The sequence below is a fragment of the Neisseria sicca genome (assembly GCF_003044565.1).
In the GTDB taxonomy this organism is placed as follows: domain Bacteria; phylum Pseudomonadota; class Gammaproteobacteria; order Burkholderiales; family Neisseriaceae; genus Neisseria; species Neisseria sicca_A.
Genome location: NZ_POXG01000005.1, coordinates 88346 through 105969 on the forward strand (window position 1 = coordinate 88346; position 17624 = coordinate 105969).

12 protein-coding genes and 1 pseudogene are annotated in these 17624 nt (G+C 53.7%); 7 read left to right on the plus strand and 6 right to left on the minus strand.

Annotated elements, in window-relative coordinates:
• Positions 1-24 precede the first annotated feature (24 nt).
• Positions 25-354: an FKBP-type peptidyl-prolyl cis-trans isomerase gene (locus DBZ16_RS10610; RefSeq protein WP_107813972.1), complete on the plus strand. Its 330-nt coding sequence runs from the start codon at positions 25-27 to the stop codon at positions 352-354.
• 392 nt (positions 355-746) lie between these two features.
• On the opposite strand, the gene DBZ16_RS10615 is transcribed toward DBZ16_RS10610, so the two are convergent.
• From DBZ16_RS10615 to DBZ16_RS10640, 5 genes and pseudogenes are all read right to left on the minus strand, one after another.
• On the minus strand, positions 747-1235 hold the full coding sequence (locus DBZ16_RS10615; protein ID WP_107813973.1) for a hypothetical protein: 489 nt from the start codon (positions 1233-1235) through the stop codon (positions 747-749).
• Positions 1232-1459 (minus strand): annotated as a pseudogene (locus DBZ16_RS10620) (hypothetical protein); the annotation flags it as partial. The gene DBZ16_RS10615 and the pseudogene DBZ16_RS10620, both read right to left, overlap by 4 nt.
• 802 nt (positions 1460-2261) lie before the next feature.
• Positions 2262-4895, minus strand: a complete 2634-nt coding sequence (mutS, locus tag DBZ16_RS10630; protein WP_107813974.1) for a DNA mismatch repair protein MutS — start codon at positions 4893-4895, stop codon at positions 2262-2264.
• 159 nt (positions 4896-5054) lie between these two features.
• Entirely contained in the window at positions 5055-5999 is a 945-nt protein-coding gene (locus DBZ16_RS10635) for a DUF4424 family protein (RefSeq protein ID WP_107813975.1), read from the minus strand.
• Positions 6000-6068: 69 nt separating this feature from the next.
• Positions 6069-7526 carry an oligopeptide:H+ symporter gene (locus tag DBZ16_RS10640; RefSeq protein ID WP_107813976.1) on the minus strand — a complete coding sequence of 486 codons (1458 nt, stop codon included), beginning with the start codon at positions 7524-7526 and terminating at the stop codon, positions 6069-6071.
• A 352-nt stretch (positions 7527-7878) separates the two neighbouring features.
• On the opposite strand from DBZ16_RS10640, the gene DBZ16_RS10645 reads away from it, so the two are divergent.
• The 5 genes from DBZ16_RS10645 (at position 7879) to DBZ16_RS10670 (ending at position 13823) form a co-directional block, all read left to right on the plus strand.
• Positions 7879-8364, plus strand: a complete 486-nt coding sequence (locus DBZ16_RS10645; protein ID WP_107813977.1) for a GNAT family N-acetyltransferase — start codon at positions 7879-7881, stop codon at positions 8362-8364.
• A 346-nt stretch (positions 8365-8710) separates the two neighbouring features.
• On the plus strand, positions 8711-10078 hold the full coding sequence (locus DBZ16_RS10650) for a M16 family metallopeptidase (RefSeq protein ID WP_003763270.1): 1368 nt from the start codon (positions 8711-8713) through the stop codon (positions 10076-10078).
• 157 nt (positions 10079-10235) lie between these two features.
• Positions 10236-11534, plus strand: a complete 1299-nt coding sequence (locus DBZ16_RS10660) for a M16 family metallopeptidase (RefSeq protein WP_107813979.1) — start codon at positions 10236-10238, stop codon at positions 11532-11534.
• A gap of 318 nt (positions 11535-11852) precedes the next feature.
• Positions 11853-13106 (plus strand): UDP-N-acetylglucosamine 1-carboxyvinyltransferase, encoded by a 1254-nt coding sequence (murA, locus tag DBZ16_RS10665; protein ID WP_070497785.1) that lies wholly within the window; start codon positions 11853-11855, stop codon positions 13104-13106.
• A 99-nt stretch (positions 13107-13205) separates the two neighbouring features.
• Positions 13206-13823 carry a tellurite resistance TerB family protein gene (locus DBZ16_RS10670; RefSeq protein ID WP_107813980.1) on the plus strand — a complete coding sequence of 206 codons (618 nt, stop codon included), beginning with the start codon at positions 13206-13208 and terminating at the stop codon, positions 13821-13823.
• Between the two features lie 232 nt (positions 13824-14055).
• Here DBZ16_RS10670 and DBZ16_RS15135 read toward each other — a convergent pair whose 3' ends face one another.
• Complete coding sequence (locus tag DBZ16_RS15135; RefSeq protein WP_159070324.1) at positions 14056-14199, minus strand: hypothetical protein; 144 nt, start codon at positions 14197-14199, stop codon at positions 14056-14058.
• Positions 14200-15976: 1777 nt separating this feature from the next.
• Between DBZ16_RS15135 and rmuC the strand changes: the two genes are divergently transcribed.
• Positions 15977-17488, plus strand: coding sequence for a DNA recombination protein RmuC (gene rmuC / locus DBZ16_RS10685; protein ID WP_107813981.1), 1512 nt, complete (start codon positions 15977-15979; stop codon positions 17486-17488).
• Positions 17489-17624 lie beyond the last annotated feature (136 nt).

Below are 17624 nucleotides of genomic sequence, written 5' to 3' on the forward strand. Positions count from 1 at the left end.
GAAAACGCTATGAAAGGATAAAACATGAGCGGTTTGATTATTGAAGATTTGCAGGAAGGCCACGGCAAAGAGGCCGTGAAGGGCAAGGAAATTACCGTGCATTACACCGGTTGGCTGGAAGACGGCACCAAATTCGACTCCAGCCTCGACCGCCGTCAGCCGCTGACCATTACGCTGGGCGTGGGTCAGGTCATTCAAGGCTGGGACGAAGGTTTCGGCGGCATGAAGGAAGGCGGCAAACGCAAGCTGACCATCCCCGCCGAAATGGGCTACGGCTCACGCGGCGCGGGCGGCGTGATTCCGCCTAACGCGACATTGGTGTTTGAAGTGGAGCTGTTGAAAGTTTACGAATAATGCCTGACGGCGTTAGGATGGATTTTCTGCTTTGAAAAAGAGCGAAAGGTCGTCTGAAAACCGAATTTTCAGGTTTCAGACGACCTTTTTATTGAGTCAAAGCGGGCTTGGGGATAACTCAAGTTTGTAGCGTGGGCTTTGCCCGCGAATCCACCGTCTGACAACCCGAATCGGGAAACCGTGTCTGTTATTTATCTCGTGGGCAAAGCCCACGCTACGGATTGCTGCAACGGTAACTTATCCCTTAACCCGCCAGCGAGGGAAGGTTAGGATGGGGGTGGCTTTGTGGGTTTGGGCAAAATCGAATTTGTGTAGCCCTAAGAGCCCCCCTCTCCCGCCGGACGGGAGAGGGGGCGGGTTGCAGGTACAAATTAAGGAGCCTTAAAATTCAATCAAATAATATCCGGATTCAGCACCAAATCATATTCGCCAAACTTTGGAAATAGGATTACCTTATCTTTTTGGGGATATAATTCTGTTTTTTCATATCGCTCATTATTAATAAAATCCTCTTTCAAAACATAGCAATCATCTGTATTTTCATTGAAGAAATAAGTATATCCTTCTGCCAAATCATGAGATTCTAAAGTTATATAATCTCTCCATACAGCCATAGAAAGAAAATAATAATTCGAATTAGAATATTTTTGAAATTGATGGGTTAAATAATCCCTTCCAAATTTATCGAAAAAATCTACCGAAAAAAAACCTACTTCCTCTCGCAAGGTAATTACATATTCAGGTTGTGTCATCGAACCTATTACGGCAGTATATAACTCCCCTTTAAGATGTTTTTCCTCAGCTTGTTTCTCAGAAAAAGGTTTATGAAGTTTCTTATAACCATAAGACCACTGCTCACAATAAAAAATATCTTTCTTCATTTGTAAATCCTTCCTGTTGTATCTCTAATGATAACATTTTCTTCTTGTGCCGCCCTTAATACAGATTGTGGAATTGGATTGACCTGAGCAGGAACTTCTAAAATAAGTTTTCCTTCAAGCTTTCTTCCTCTTAGCGGAGCAGGTGTACTTGGAACATTGAGAATGACAACACCAGGGCTATATTTGCTGACAGCCTTCTTGATATAACCAATCCCCGTACTTTTTGTAGTCTTTTTGAGGTCGTCTGAAACCTGAATCGGATTTTCAGACGACCATTTATGCAATGAAAGCTGGCTTGGGAAAACTCAAGTAACGTGGGCTTTGCCTGTGAACTTGCTGTTTGCCAATCTAAATCCGTTAGCTGTACCTGTTATTTATATCGTGGGTAAAACCCACGCTACGGGTGGCTGTAAGACAGCTTGTCCCTTCACCCGCCGGCGGGGGAAGGTTAGGATGGGGGTGGCTTTGTGGGTTTAGGTAAAATGAGATTTATACCGCCCATAAAGCCACCCTCTCCCCAGCTCTCTCCCGCCGGACGGGAGAGGGGGCGGGTTGCAGGTTAAAATTAAGGTCGTCTGAAAACTTTGAGATTTTAGTTTTAGAAAAACTTGTTCATGCTCGTTTTCAGACGACCTTTTATTCAATCAACGCAGGTTGGGGGTAACTCAAGTAGCGTGGGCTTTGCCCACGAAATCTGCTGTCTAACCACCCATACTAGACAACAATCGAATTTACTTTCATCTCGTGGGTAGAACCCACGCTACGGATTGCTGCAACGGCAACTTGTCCCTTCACCCACCAGCGGGGGAAGGTTAGGATGGGAGTGGCTTTGTGGGTTTGGGCAAAATCGAATTTGTGTAGCCCTAAGAGCCACCCTCTCCCCAGCTCTCTCCCGCCGGACGGGAGAGGGGCAGGTTGTCTGAATCGGGAAACTGTGTCTGTTATTTATTTCGTGGGCAAAGCCCCGCTACTAAAAAGGTCGTCTGAAAATTTTCAGACGACCTTGTTTTATATAAACCAACGCGCTTACTCCCCGCCTTCAACACCTTCAACAATCTGCTTAAGGCGGTACAGTGCGTCTAGGGCTTCACGGGGGGTGAGGTCGTCGGGGCGGAGTTGGTTTAGGGCTTCGGCGAGTGCGTTGTGGGCGGGGTTGGTTTCTTGGCTTGCGGCGGTTGGGGCTTCAGTGTCCGCTGTTTCGTCTTGGCTAAACCCGCTATATTCGTTTTCAGACGGCATCATGCTGAAGATGTCCAACTGCGGGCGGACGGCGGCGGCTTGGGCTTCGAGTTCGTCCAGATGTTTTTGGGCGGCTTTGAGGGCACGGGTGGGCAGGCCGGCGAGTTTGGCGACGGCGATGCCGTAGCTTTTGCTGGCGGGACCGGGTTCGATGTGGTGGAGGAAGACGATGTCTTGTCCTTGTTCGAGTGCGGAGAGGTGCATGTTGACCGCCGTTGCGTGGGCTTCGGGCAGTTTGGTCAGCTCGAAATAGTGGGTGGCGAAGAGGCTGAAGGATTTGTTTTTTTGCAGCAGGTGTTCGGCGATGGCGTGCGCGAGGGCGAGACCGTCGAAGGTGGAGGTGCCGCGTCCGACTTCGTCCATGAGGACGAGGGATTGGTCGGTGGCATGGTGGAGGATGTAGGCGGTTTCGCTCATTTCGACCATGAAGGTGGAGCGGTTGGAGGCGAGGTCGTCGGAGGCGCCGATGCGGGTGAAGATTTGGTCGATGGGTCCGATTTGGGCGGCGTCGGCGGGGACGAAGCTACCGGTGTGCGCCATGAGGACGATGTGGGCGACTTGGCGCATGTAGGTGGATTTGCCGCCCATGTTGGGGCCGGTCAGGAGCATGAGGCGGTGTTTGTGGTCGAGGCGGGTGTGGTTGGCGGTGAAGTGGCGCACTTGTTGCTCGACGACGGGATGGCGGCCGTTTTCGATATGGATGACGGGGTAGTCGGCGAACTCGGGGCAGACGAAGCCGCGTTCGGCGGCGGTGGCGGCGAAGGTAGAGAGTACGTCGAGGGCGGCGGCGGCTTTGGCGGCTTTTTGAAGCTGGGGAAGGGTCGTCTGAATGTCTTTGAGGAGGGCTTCAAACAGGCGTTTTTCCAATGCCAATGCCTGCTCTTGCGCGGTCAGGACTTTGTCTTCGAAGGTTTTGAGTTCGGGGGTGATGAAGCGTTCGGCGTTTTTCAGGGTCTGGCGGCGTTGGTAGTCGGCGGGGGCTTGTTCGGCTTGGACTTTGGATAACTCGATGTAGAAGCCGTGGACGCGGTTGAACTCGACTTTGAGGGTGGAAAGGCCGGTGCGTTCGCGTTCGCGCGCTTCGAGGTCGAGCAGGAATTCGTCGCCGTGATTTTGGATGTGGCGCAACTCGTCGAGTTCTGCCGAATAGCCTTGGTTGATGACGCCGCCATCTTTGAGCCAGACGGCGGGTTCGGGCATCACGGCGGCTTTGAGGGTTTCGGCGACGGGCAGGGTTTCGGGAAAAACGGCTTTGAGGGTTTCTAAGAGACTGCTGCCCTCGGCGGACAATTCGACTTCGGACAGGGCAAACAGGCTGTCGCGCAGGGCGGTGAGGTCGCGCGGGCGGGCGTTGCCGACGGCGATGCGGGCGGCGATGCGTTCGATGTCCGCGATGTTTTTCAGACGGCCTTGCAGGGTTTCGTATTGCGAACCCAATGCGGCAACGGCTTCCTGGCGGGCGCGGATGTGGGCGCGGCTGCGTAAGGGGTGGTGCAGCCAGAGTGCCAAGAGGCGGCTGCCCATGTGGGTGGCGCAGCCGTCAAGTATGGAAAACAGGGTCGGCGATTTTTTGCCGGAGAGGGTTTGCGTGATTTCGAGATTGCGGCGCGTGGCGGCGTCCATGCCGATATATTGGCTGTCGGTTTCGAGCGAAATGCCGTCTAAGTGTTGCGGCATCAGGTTTTGCGTCAGGCGGATGTAGTTCAACAGCGCGCCCGCCGCACCGACGGCGGCTTCGTGTTCTTTGCCGTCCAAACCGAAGCCGTGCAGGTCTTGGCAGCCAAAATATTCGGTCAATAATTTCGCGCCCGCGTCGGCGGCAAACTGCCATGAGTTCAGGCGCGTGATGTTGGCGGAGGTCGTCTGAAAACCATTAGGCAGGCTTTTGCCTTCGGGCAACAGGATTTCTGCCGCCTGCAAACGCGCCAGCTCGTCGGCGAGCTTGTCCGCCGTCGTCAGCTTGGTTTTAAATTCGCCGCTTTGCAAAGATGCCCACGCGATGGCGATGTTTTTTTTATCCGCGTTTACCGCCGCGATGCGGTTGGTTTCCTTGTCTTCCAAAAACGCCGCGTCGGTTAGCGTGCCGGGCGTAACGATGCGCACGACTTTGCGCTCCACCGGTCCTTTGCCCGCGCCGACTTCGCCCACCTGCTCGCACACCGCCACGCTTTTGCCCATCTTCACCAGCCGCGCCAGATACTGCTCCGCCGCGTGAAACGGCACGCCCGCCATCTTAATCGGCACGCCGTCCATCTGCCCGCGCGTGGTCAGGGTAATGTCCAACAGCTTCGCCGCTTCCACCGCGTCATCCAAAAACAGCTCGTAAAAATCGCCCATGCGGTAAAACACCAGCTTGTCGGCGTGCTGCGATTTGATGGCGAGATACTGCTGCATCATCGGGGAAACGGCGGATTTGCTCATGGGAATGCCTTGCAAAACGGAAAAGCCTTATTGTAGCAAAAGGTCGTCTGAAACCCTAAAACAAGGTTTCAGACGACCTTTTATAGTGGATTAACTTTAAACCGGTACGGCGTTGCCTCGCCTTGTCCTGATTTAGTTAATCCACTATATGTATGCCGCTTAGGGTTTTTCGTAAACGAAAATAATGTCCAAGTCTTTTTTCGGCAGGAAATTTTCTTTGACTGCTTGGAAGCGGTTGGGCCCTACTTTGCGCAGGGATTTGTCCCAGCAGAGTGACAGTACGGTATTGGGCTCGCGGTCTATGGTCAGGGTGAATTTACCGATGGGTTTTGCCCAGTTGGCACCTGTGGTCAGGATATAGCCCAAATGGTGATAGACCTTTTCTTCTTTCACATTTTTAAAGTTGTTGAGGAAGTTTTCATCCATGCAGTAAGCGTCAATAAATGCTTTGCTGTCTTTGGCTTTGAGCGAAGGCAGGAAGCTGCCGCCGACCAGCGGGGTGTATTGGTGTTTGATTTCGGTGACGCTGCCGGCTTTGAAGGTTTGCTTCCAGCTGTAAACAATCTGCGCCGACCAATCGGGCAGTTCATCCGGCTGCTTGGGCAGCATGGATTGGACTTTGGCGGAGCGGCAGGCTCTGATTTTGCTGCCGATTTTTTCACCGTCTTGCTTTTGCGTCCAAGGGTGCATCAGTTCCTGATCGCTCAAACCGCATTTTTTCAAATCGGCGGTCACGTCCACTAGCGAGCCGTTACTCCGTTCAAAATAGGCGCGGACGTGGGCTTGCGGGCGGACAGGTTTGCCGTCGGCGTAAATTCGGAAGCTGTCAACCAAGCCTTTGGTGTCGGCAAAGTCGTAATCGGTGAAAGCAGGAACAATCGGCAAAGGGAAAAGGACGGTTTCGATAATGTCTTGCGAGGAGGTGTTTTTAAACCGGTAATGCACGCGAATCTGGTTTTCGCTGATGTACAAATCTTCGCTCTGCATATCGATATGCGGATTTTTCAGATATTTGATGCCGCTCGTGCTGACTGTACCTGTGCTGTCGTTGGCATGGGCTGCTCCGGCAAGCAGGAGGAGCAGGAGGAAAGAGTGGGGTTTCATGGGTTCAAAGTCCTTAAAAACAGGTCGTCTGAAACGGCATTTCAGACGACCTTCTTAATGAATCAGTATTTAATCCGCGCCTTTGAGCATTTTATTCAAAATAGGTACGAGTAGCAATAATACCAAACCGGTGATTACGCCTATGCCGCAAAGCATCCAGTAGAAATCCAGCGGGGCTTTGTCGTTGAATCCTTCTTTGAACAACACGCCGCCCAAAGTGAAGCCCAACGAAAAGCCCAAGAAGTTGAGCGCGACCATTTGGGTTTTGAACATGGGCGGGGCGATTTTGGTGGCGATGGAAAGTGCAATCGGCGAGATCATCAGTTCGCCTATGGTGATGGCGAGCAAGATCAGCGCGAACACAATAATCGGCATGGGTGTCTCTGATGAAATATACGGTACGAATCCAAGATAGGATATGCCGACAACAATCATCGCCAACACGAATTTAAACGGGGTTTTCGGTTGATATTTGCCCATTTTCGTCCAAATCGCCGCCATCACGCCGGAGAAGAGGACGACCCACATACTTTGGATCGAGTCTTTCCATGCGACGGGGACAGTCCAGCCGAATAGGGTGCGGTCAACCGTTTTGTCAAAATACACCGTCGCCACGGTATAGACTTGGAACCAGACCGACCAAAACAGGCAGATGGTCAGAAACAGCGGGATATAGGCAATGATGTGGCGTTTGTTTTCAGACGACACATGGCTGCTGCCGAGCAGACGCGCGAAATAGGCAATGACGGTAAGAATGACCGTGCCGAGCAGGAATTTGGAGAAGTTGTCCAAATTGAGCGCGCCCGAGGCAATCAGGCTGCCGATAACCAAGACAATCAACACGGCGACTGCCACCGCGGTTTTCACTTTTTCAGGACGCAGCGGATTGGGCGCAGGCGTATGCGGCAGAAGTTTGCGCCCCACAGAGTAACGCCACAGCCCGAAAGCCATACCGACTGCCGCCGCGCCGAAGCCGTAGTGGAAACCCATCTTCGTTTGCAGTAAGCCGGTCAGGAGCGGGCCTAAAAAGCCGCCGATGTTGATGGATATATAGAAAATGGAAAAACCGGCATCGCGCAGCGGCTTCATGTGATCCGCCTCATAAAGCGAGCCGACCATCGAGCTTGCCGACGATTTCACGCCGCCGCTGCCCAGTGCGATGAGTACCAAGCCGCATAGCAGTCCGTACAGACCCGGTGCGATTGCCAAAACGATGTGTCCGAGCATGACCACGATGCCGGAAATAAACAGCGTTCTCTCCGCGCCCCAAATCCGGTCGGCAAGCCATGCGCCGAGGATGGTAGACAAATAAACGCTGCCGCCGTATGCGCCGACGATGCCTCCGGCGAGCGACTCTTCTATGCCCAAACCGCCTTTATTGGCAGCGTAATAGAGATAGATCATTAAGATACCCTGCATCCCGTAAAACGAGAAACGTTCCCACAATTCGATGTGGAACAGGGTAGAGAGCTGGATGGGATGCCCGAAGAAGGTTTTTTCCTTATGGGCGGAATGGTTGTCAGACATATTAAAGTTCTCCTGTTGGCAGAGGTTTGGCAGACGGGCTGCCCCGGCAGAAACCTGCCCGCCTCCACCGGCATTTTCAATATTTTTCTTAGAGCGGGTGCGTGCCTAAGGATTGCCTGCCGCACCCTGCGGGTTTGGCGGAAACGCCCGTATCCAAAGGTTTTATTCGGATTTACAGGAGTTTACGATGCCAAACATATTTTGGTTTTAGCCGAATCTGAAACACTTGTCAAACGGCATATGGCAAAGGTTTGAGGCTGCACAGGTAAACCGCATTTTGATTTAAGCAGGGGTCGTCTGAAAACGTATCGGCAAAAAGGAGGCATTTTCAGGCGGAAGGCGCGGGCGTATCATGCCCTTCATGAACATCACGCCTTTACGCCCCGAACACGTCGAACCGCTCGCCCGTGCGCTTTATCTGCAATGGCATGACTTTGCGCCGTGGTCGTCTATGGAGAAAATCCGCGCCTATTACGCGGAATGCCTAAACGGTGAAAACCTGCCGCTGGCGTTTGCCGCCATCGGAAAGGACGGCGCGCTGCTGGGTTCTGCCGCGCTCAAACGGCACGATATGGAAGAGTTTCCCCAATACGAATATTGGCTGGGCGATGTGTTCGTTTTGCCCGAACACAGAGGGTCGGGCGTGGGCGGCCTGTTGATTGGACACTGCCTCGCCGCCGCCCGCCAAATGCGCCTACCCAAGCTTTACCTTTATACGCCGGACGTGCAGTCGGTTTACGAGAAATACGGCTGGCGTGAAATCACGACCTGTCCGCACAACGGCGAGACGGTGTCGGTAATGGAATTGGTATTGGAGGGGGACGGACAATCCGGTTGAATGTGACGCCCATCTTGTGACGCAGGGGTCGTCTGAAAACCCAATCTTTGATTTTCAGACGACCTTTTTGTTTACGCATATGGGAACTGTTTATCATTGCAACGTTCTATAAAAGGATTGACTTCAAAGCGATACGGCGTTGCCGCGCCTTGTCCTGATTTGAAGTCTCTCCGGCATATTTGGGCTGAAGCAGAATCACTCGAAAACGGCGGCTTCATCACCGTTTTTATTGATTTTGCTTCAGCGCAGACTGAAACGGGCGGACAGCCGTTTCGTCCCGTTCTCGGTAATATTTCGCACTCAAGCAGAGCCTGCTCTGCGCCAGACCGACTGAGAGGAATCCAGATTGAACAGCTTACGCCATCTTGCCCTGATATTTGCTTTGTCCGCGCCCGTACTCACGCTGGCGCAGACCGTATCGCAAACGCTGCCCAACGGGTTGAAGATTATTGTGAAAGAAGACCGCCGCGCGCCGGTCGCCGTGTCGCAGCTTTGGTATAAAGTCGGCAGCGTGGATGAAAAACAGGGCAAAAGCGGTTTGAGCCACGCCTTGGAACACATGATGTTTAAAGGCACGCAGGCCGTACCTTCGGGAGAGTTCAACCGCCGCGTCGCCGCTTTGGGCGGAGAGAACAATGCCTACACCAACCGCAGCGAGACGGTTTATTACGAAAATATCGCGGCGGCAAACCTGCCCGAAGTGTTGAAGCTCGAAGCCGACCGGATGCACAACCTCAATTTCAGCGATGAAGAATTTCAAAATGAAATGAACGTCATCCGCGAAGAACGCCGCCAACGCACGGAAGACACGGCGGACGGCAAGCTGTGGGAACAGGTGTATCTGAACAGCTTTACGCTGCCTTCGATGAAAGCCGCGGTCATCGGTTATATGGATGATTTGCACACGCTCAAAGCCGACGATTTGCGCGACTGGTATCGGCAATATTACGCGCCGAACAACGCCGTTTTGGTGATTGTCGGCGATGTCGATGCCAAGAAGACGCTCAAAACCGCAGCGGAACTGTTCGGCAACATTCCCGCCAAGCAGCAGCCCGACCGCAATATGCTTGCCAACGAACCGTTCAAACGCGAACCTGTGAATTTTCAGACGACCTCGGTGGTCACGCGCCAACCCTTGGTCAGCTTGAACTACCGCGTCCCCGGATTGGAAAGTCTGGACGACAGACTGCCCTATGCGCTGGATGTCCTGTCGGAAATCTTGTCGGGCAACTCGTCCAGCCGCTTGGATAAAAACCTGATACGCGGCAAACAGATGGCTTTGAGTACGGGCGCAAGTTACGACCTGATCAGCCGTGAAATGCCGTTGTTCAGCATCTTCGCCATGCCGGCGGACAACGTCGAAGTCGATGCCGTCATCGCCGAATTACGCCGCGAATTGAAAGACATCGCCGAAAACGGAGTCAGCGCCGAAGAGCTGAACCGCATCAAAGCGCAGTCGGAAGCGTCCGAAATCTACGAGCGCGACTCTATGGAGGCACAGGCTTCCATCATCGGGCGGCTGGAGGCGCGCGGCTTCGAATACAGCGACGAAGCGGAAATCCGCCGCCGCCTGAAAGCCGTCAGCGTCGAAGATGTGCAGGCCGCCGCGCAGTTGCTGACGGACGACCGCTTGGCGACCGTGGTCGTGATGCCCGACCCGAAAATCCTGTACCACCCGATTGTTCAGGCGGCAAACAAGCCTCAACCTAAATAAACCGACCAAAGGGGTCGTCTGAAACCGCTTTTCCCGTTTTCAGACGACCTCCGAACCGACCCCGCCCGAAGTGGCACATGACTCGGAACGGGACGGAATACGGCGCCAAACCGCCCTTCTGCCCCGGTAACCGGGTTAAACCGCAAAGGAATATCCGATGAAATCCCTTCCCCTCATATTAGCCCTCGCCTTCTCCACCGCCGCGCAGGCAGGCGTGGACATCCAACGCTGGACCACCGGCAACGGCACAGAAGTCCTTTTGGTCGAGCAACACGACAACCCCATCGTCGATATGCAGGTCAACTTCAAAGGCGCGGGCAGCGTGTTCAACCCCGAAGGCAAAAGCGAAGTGGCGGAATTCACCGCTGCCCTGCTGACCGACGGCACGGAAAAGCTGGACGAAGAAGCCTTTAATGCCGCCGCCGACGATATTGCCGCCCAAATCGACAGCAGCAGCGGACAGGAAAGCTCTGCCGCCGTCTTGCGCAGCCTGAGTCGCCCCGAAACGCTCAAAAAAGCCGCCGGACTGCTCAACCAATCCCTGACGCACCCCCGTTTTGACCCCGCCGTGTTCGACCGCCGTCAAAAAGAGGCGGTGACCACCCTCCAGCAACAGGAAACCACCCCCGACTTCACCGCCGGACGCGCCCTGACCAAACTTGCCTATCCCGACCATCCATACGGCAGCGGCGCCAACATCACCGCGGAGAGCATCCGCAAAGTCAACCTTGACGACATCCGCGCGTTCCACCGCAGCCGCTACGGCAAAGACAACGCCATCGTCGCCATCGTCGGCGACATCAACCGCAAACAAGCCGACCAGCTTGTGAAAAACGTGTTGAACGGCCTGCCCGACCGCAGCAAAGCCGCCCACACCGTCCCGCCCGTCAAACCCAATCCGGCACAACGCCGCGACATCCCGTTTGCCGGCGAACAGGCGCAAGTCTTGCTCGGTATGCCGCTGATTAAACGCCACGACCCCGACTATTACGCCTTGGTTGCCGGCAACTACATCCTCGGCGGCGGCGGCTTCGACAGCCGCCTGATGAAAGTTTTGCGCGACCGTTACGGCTACACCTACGGCGTATACAGCAACCTCGAACCGGCAACCGAAGCGGGTATGTTCACCATCGCCTATTCCACCCAGAAGAAAAACACCAAAGATTCGCTCGTACAGGCTCAGGCAGTCATCAAACAATTTATCGAAGAAGGCCCGACCGAAGAAGAATTGGCACAAGCCAAAGCCAACATCATCGGCAGCTTCCCCCTGCGTTTCGATTCCAACGCCAAACTGGTGAAATACCTCAGCATCATCGGCCACCACAACCTGCCCAACGACTATCTCGAAGCCTACCCCAAAGCCATCGGCAAACTGACCGTCGAGCAAGTCAAAGACGCTTGGCAGCGCCGCGTCAAACCTGAAGATTTGCACATTGTCGTCGTCGGTGCCGAATAACGCCTTTACCCATCCTTGTCCGGCGGATACGGTCTGTCGGGCAAAGCTTGGGCAGTACCGCGGTTTCCCTTCGCCACACGGCAAAAAGGTCGTCTGAAAGCGCAGCTTCAACGAAGTCCGAACAGACATCGGCGAAGCTGCGCCCAACCTTTTTTCAGACGACCCTTCCGACCATTCGTACCCCGTAAACGCCCTTCGGAAGAATTCTCCCCGCCCGCCCGCAAAAACCGTCAAAATCCCTTATAATTCCGAATCTAACCGAATCCCGTCCTGCCGGCAGCCGCCGACGGGACTTGTCTCAACAACGAAAGAAACACTGTGGACAAACTCAAAATCACCGCCAACGGCCCGCTCAACGGCGAAATCATCGTATCCGGCGCGAAAAACGCCGCCCTGCCGCTGATGTGTGCCGGACTCTTGACCTCCGGCACCCTGCGCCTGAAAAACGTACCCATGCTCGCCGACGTCAAAACCACCCAAAAACTGCTGCAAGGCATGGGCGCACGCGTTTTGACCGACAACGTTCACGAATTCGAAATCAACGGCGGCACCGTCAACAACACCTGCGCCCCCTACGAACTGGTGAAAACCATGCGCGCCTCCATCCTCGTGCTCGGCCCGACGCTGGCGCGTTTCGGCGAAGCCCAAGTCAGCCTGCCTGGCGGCTGCGCCATCGGTTCGCGCCCCGTTGACCAGCACCTCAAAGGCCTCGAGACCATGGGTGCGGAAATCACCATAGAACACGGCTACGTCAAAGCCAAAGGTCGTCTGAAAGGCGCACGCGTGGTGATGGATATGATTACCGTCGGCGGTACGGAAAACCTGCTGATGGCGGCGACCCTCGCCGAAGGCACCACCGTTTTGGAAAATTGCGCCATCGAACCCGAAGTCGTCGATTTGGCAGAATGCCTCGTCAAAATGGGCGCGAAAATCAGCGGCATCGGTACGTCAACCATGACCGTCGAAGGCGTGAAAGAGCTGCACGGCTGCGAACACAGCGTCGTGCCTGACCGCATCGAAGCCGGTACCTTCCTTTGCGCCGTCGCCATGACCGGCGGCAAAGTCGTCCTGCGCAAAGCTGCCCCCAAAACCATGGAAGTCGTTTTGGACAAACTCGTCGAAGCCGGCGCCATCATCGAAGCGGGCGACGACTGGATTTCCATCGACATGCAGCAACGGCCGAAAGCGGTAAACATCCGCACCACCGAACACCCCGGCTTCCCGACCGACATGCAGGCGCAGTTTATGGCGATGAACGCCGTTGCCGAAGGCGACAGCCGCGTCGTCGAAACCATCTTTGAAAACCGCTTCATGCACGTTCCCGAACTTAACCGCATGGGCGCGAACATTACCACCGAAGGCAACACCGCCTTCGTCAAAGGCGTGGAAAAACTCTCCGGCGCCGTCGTCATGGCGACCGACCTGCGCGCCTCCGCCAGCCTCGTCATGGCAGGCTTGGTCGCAGGCGGCGAAACTATTGTCGAACGCATCTACCACCTCGACCGCGGCTACGAACACATCGAGAAAAAACTCGGCCAAGTCGGCGCGAAAATTGAACGGGTACGCGGTTAAGAGCCTTGTGCGAACAGGTCGTCTGAAACACCCATCCCGATTTCAGACGACCCCAAGCATCCATTTCAGACCCAAACCGACCACCATGAGGGAACCATCATGAACTTCAACAACCTGCTCAATCAAATCTTAGGAACCGTTCAAAAAAGCGGAAAATCCGCATCCAAAAGCCCGCTCAATTCATTTGGCGGCGGCGCTTTGGTCGGCGGACTGGCTTCCATGCTGATGAAGAAAAAAACCGCCAAATCGCTGGTCAAAGTCGGCTCCGTGGCGGCTTTGGGTTATCTGGCGTATCAGGGTTATCAAAATTGGCAGAAAAACCAACAGCAGGAGGTCGTACCGCAAGGCGCGTTCGAACCTGCCGGACTGCTCGCCGAAGACCACAGCCGCGTGATTTTGCGCACCATGATTGCCGCCGCGGCTTCGGACGGTCTGATTGACGAAACCGAAAAACAAGTCATCGCCCGTGAAAGCGGCGAAGACCCCGAAACCGCCGCATGGCTTGCCGCCGAATACAACAATCCGGCGACCGTAGAAGAACTCGCCGCCGCCGTCGGCACCGATCAGGCATTGGCAGCAGAAACCTATCTCGCGGCACGTTTGGTCTGCGCCGATTTGTCGCGCAAAGAAATCGTGTTCCTCAGCCGCCTGTCGCAAGCCTTGGGACTGGACGACAATCTGGTGGAAAGCTTGGAAAAACAGCTCGAATTGGCATAACGCTTTGTATAGTGGATTAACAAAAATCAGGACAAGGCGACGAAGCCACAGACAGTACAGATAGTACGGAACCGATTCACTTGGTGCTTCAGCACCTTAGAGAATCGTTCTCTTTGAGCTAAGCGAGGCAACGCCGTACTGGTTTAAAGTTAATCCACTATAAAACCGACCATCCGCTGCAAAACGGAAGGTCGGTTTTTTATCCAGTTCAACCTTTGCTTGAACACCCGATTCAATGCAAAGAGGTCGTCTGAAAATCCGTTTCCATGTTTTCAGACGACCTCTTCGACATGACGGACAAGCTTGTCTTTTCTTCCGCCCGATAGCAAAAGGATGGGAAGAAGCGGCTTTCGGACGTGGGGCATAAAGTTCGCAAAACCACACTTTCCTGACAGATATAAGGAAAACAGTTTCTCCAATACGGCTGCCCCCGTTTTGAGGTTTGCACCTTATCGCGCAAACCCAGCCCCATCAAAAAAGGTCGTCTGAAACTTTTCAGACGACCTTTGCTTTTACTTCCAAGAGTTTGGGGGTTTAAAACTGCCCGAGCTTATTTTTTAATCGCGGTACGCATATTGTCGGCGATGTGGGTCGCGCCGGCGGCCAGACCGGACATACCGATCAGGGATGCGGCGGCGAGTTTGATCAATTCTTTCATTTTGAGTCTCTTTCTTGTGTTTGTGTTGCGGATGTTATCGTCGGGTCGGCTTATTATTTGCCGGCTTCGGCGATGTTTTTGGCGACGGTCGTCGCGCTGGCGGTCAGACCGGACATGCCAATCAGGGAGGCGGCGGCGAGTTTGATCAATTCTTTCATTTTGAGTCTCTTTCTTGTGTTTGTGTTGCGGATGTTATCGTCGGGTCGGCTTATTATTTGCCGGCTTCGGCGATGTTTTTGGCGACGGTCGTCGCGCTGGCGGTCAGACCGGACATGCCAATCAGGGAGGCGGCTGCCAATTTGATTAAGTTTTTCATGGTAATCTCTCTTTCTTTTGTTCCCGCCGCCGAACTTGGCGGTCTGCGGTTCGTGCTTGTGTCGGCATCTGATGCCGGAATCGGTTGATAGCCGAAAGCCGCTCCGCCTTGGGCGGGAAGGGTTATTTGTGGGGTTTTGGGAAGCGTTTAAAATATTTCGTTTGTTTTCAAATTATTTTTTTGCAGCGGTTTCGATATTGCGGGCAACCATAGCGGCTGAAGCGGTAACACCGGCCATACCGATTAAAGAGGCTGCGGCTAAGGTCAATAAATTTTTCATTTCAGGTAATCCTTTATCATACTCATTAAATGTTATTTAATAACATCTGCATTTGCCGGCGGCGTGTCTGCCGTATCGACAGAGGTCATGATACCGCCTTAATTGATAAATTATACAGTTTTTAGTAAAGAAATACGCGGTAAAAATGGCTTATTGTAATTATTTTGATAATTTATTATTAGTTTTGAAAATGACACCGATGTCTTGAGGAATGACACCGATGTCTTAGTTACAAGCCGATTACAAATTGTTTATTTTAGAATAGATGCTCTCGGATTTTTTGTTGCCAAATTACATCATTTTGGACGAATTTTAAATTTTTCTTATATTTTTCAATTAGATAAAAAACAACACTTTTCCGCTTGGCTTTTTGGTTTTTAGCCTTAGACTATAATCGCCATTGCCATTTTTAAAATTATCTATCCTTTTTCGGCAAAAACAGGTCGTCTGAAACCAAAATCCCTGCCCGACAAACTTGAATCCGCTGTTTTCTTGTGAAATCGCTCATTAAATAAATCTCTCATCCGACGCTGCGACATTGTCCCGCCTTACTTCAAACGAAACCCTAAAGGGAACGATTTTCCAAGCTGACGGAGATGAACGCGCGGTTTGGGCGCAGCGAAACGTGCAACACTTGTTTTCAGGTTTTCAGACGACCTATTTGTATTTATGGGTTGGATGGCTCGTCTGAAAAGGCTTTCTGTTTCGTCGATACCGTTCACGCCTCAATCAAATTGATTCAGATTGATCCAGTTCGACTGCTGCGCCCTGCATTCTGAAATCCGCTGATCGGCATCGGTTTATCAGCCATTCCGCCCCATCCTACTCAAGCGCGCAGCGAGCTTGTCCTGCAAACATGCTATATTGCCGTTTTTGCTTTTTCCGTTTTCAGACGACCTATGAATCTCCCGCTCCTTCTGACCGCCGCGCTTGCCTTTCTCTCTGGCGCGCTCATCACTTGGCTGCTCGCCCGCAACAAGGCGCAGACGCAGCAGTTTGCCCTGATGCAATCGCTTGCCGAGTGCCGCCAACATCTTGAATTTGCCGAACAAAATCAGGCGCAAACCGCCGCCGAGCTTGCCGATGCGCGTTATCATGTCCAAGATTTGCAGGGCGAGTTGCAGGAATTGGGCAACCGCTTCGCCGCCGCCGAACGCCAAATCGGCTACCTTCAAGAGCGCGAACAGGAAGCAGGTCGTCTGAAACAAGATTACGCCGAGCTTCAGGAAAACGCGCACAACCTGCACGTCCGCAACGAACGCCTCCACATCCAGCTCGAACAGGAACGCCTCGCCGCCGACGAAAAGCTCAAGCTGCTGACTGAAGCCCGACAAAGTTTGGGCGACCAGTTCCAAAACCTTGCCAACACCATTTTGGAAGAGAAAAGCCGCCGCTTCACCGAGCAAAACCGCGACCATCTCAGCCAACTGCTCACCCCGCTTAACGAACGCATCCACGGCTTCAGCGAGCTGGTTCAGCAAACCTACGAAAAAGAAGCGCGCGAAAGGCTGACCCTCGAAAACGAACTCAAACGCCTGCAAACCCTCAACACCCAACTGCACAGCGACGCCAAAGCCCTCACCGACGCGCTCACCGGCACGCAAAACAAAACGCAAGGCAACTGGGGCGAGATGATTTTAGAAAGCGTTTTGGAACATTCCGGTCTGCAAAAAGGGCGTGAATACACCGTCCAAGCCGCTGCCGTCCGCCAAGAAGAAGACGGCGCGCGCCGCCTCCAGCCCGACGTCCTCGTCAACCTGCCCGAAGGCAAACAAATCGTCATTGATTCCAAAGTCTCGTTGACCGCCTACGTCCGCTACACCCAAGCCGCCGACGCTGCAACCGCCGAGCGCGAACTCGCCGCCCACGTCGCCAGCATCCGCGCCCACATCCGCAGCCTGTCGCAAAAAGACTATACCGACCTCGAAGGCGTGCGCACGCTGGACTTCGTGTTTATGTTCATCCCCGTCGAACCCGCCTACCTGCTCGCCTTGCAACACGATGCCGCCCTGTTCCAAGAATGTTTCGACAAGCGCATTATGCCGGTCGGCCCGAGTACGCTGCTCGCCACCCTGCGCACCGTCGCCCACATCTGGCGCAACGAACAGCAAAATCAAAACGCCCTCGCCATCGCGGCAGAAGGCGGCAGGCTTTACGACAAATTCACAGGCTTCGTCCAAACGCTTGAGGGCGTCGGCAAAAACATCGACCAAGCGCAAAACCAGTTCCAACAAGCTTTCAAACAGCTCTCTCAAGGCAAGGGTAATTTGGTCAGCCGCGCCGAAAAACTGCGTGCGCTGGGCGTGAAAACCACCAAACGCCTGCAACGCGATTTGGCGGAAACCGCCCAAGAATCCGCCTTGCAGGATACTTTGCAGGATAAAGGCGTGTCGGAAGGCGAAGAAGATTGACGGTTTGTCCGTTGTCGGGTTTCAGACGACGTGTGAAGGACAAAAAGGGCGCATGATGCGCCCTTTTATCATTTCAAACCGTATTCGCCAGTCATCCGCGCTTCCGTATGTTGATAGAAGGAACAAGGTCCGCGGC

Bases quoted from the DNA above. Each gene is read 5' to 3' on its own strand.
- DBZ16_RS10610 (WP_107813972.1), top strand. From the start codon at position 25: ATGAGCGGTTTGATTATTGAAGATTTGCAGGAAGGCCACGGCAAAGAG.
- DBZ16_RS10660 (WP_107813979.1), top strand. From the start codon at position 10,236: ATGAAATCCCTTCCCCTCATATTAGCCCTCGCCTTCTCCACCGCCGCG.
- mutS (WP_107813974.1), bottom strand. From the start codon at position 4,895: ATGAGCAAATCCGCCGTTTCCCCGATGATGCAGCAGTATCTCGCCATC.
- DBZ16_RS10645 (WP_107813977.1), top strand. From the start codon at position 7,879: ATGCCCTTCATGAACATCACGCCTTTACGCCCCGAACACGTCGAACCG.
- DBZ16_RS10615 (WP_107813973.1), bottom strand. From the start codon at position 1,235: ATGAAGAAAGATATTTTTTATTGTGAGCAGTGGTCTTATGGTTATAAG.
- rmuC (WP_107813981.1), top strand. From the start codon at position 15,977: ATGAATCTCCCGCTCCTTCTGACCGCCGCGCTTGCCTTTCTCTCTGGC.
- DBZ16_RS10670 (WP_107813980.1), top strand. From the start codon at position 13,206: ATGAACTTCAACAACCTGCTCAATCAAATCTTAGGAACCGTTCAAAAA.
- DBZ16_RS10635 (WP_107813975.1), bottom strand. From the start codon at position 5,999: ATGAAACCCCACTCTTTCCTCCTGCTCCTCCTGCTTGCCGGAGCAGCC.
- DBZ16_RS10640 (WP_107813976.1), bottom strand. From the start codon at position 7,526: ATGTCTGACAACCATTCCGCCCATAAGGAAAAAACCTTCTTCGGGCAT.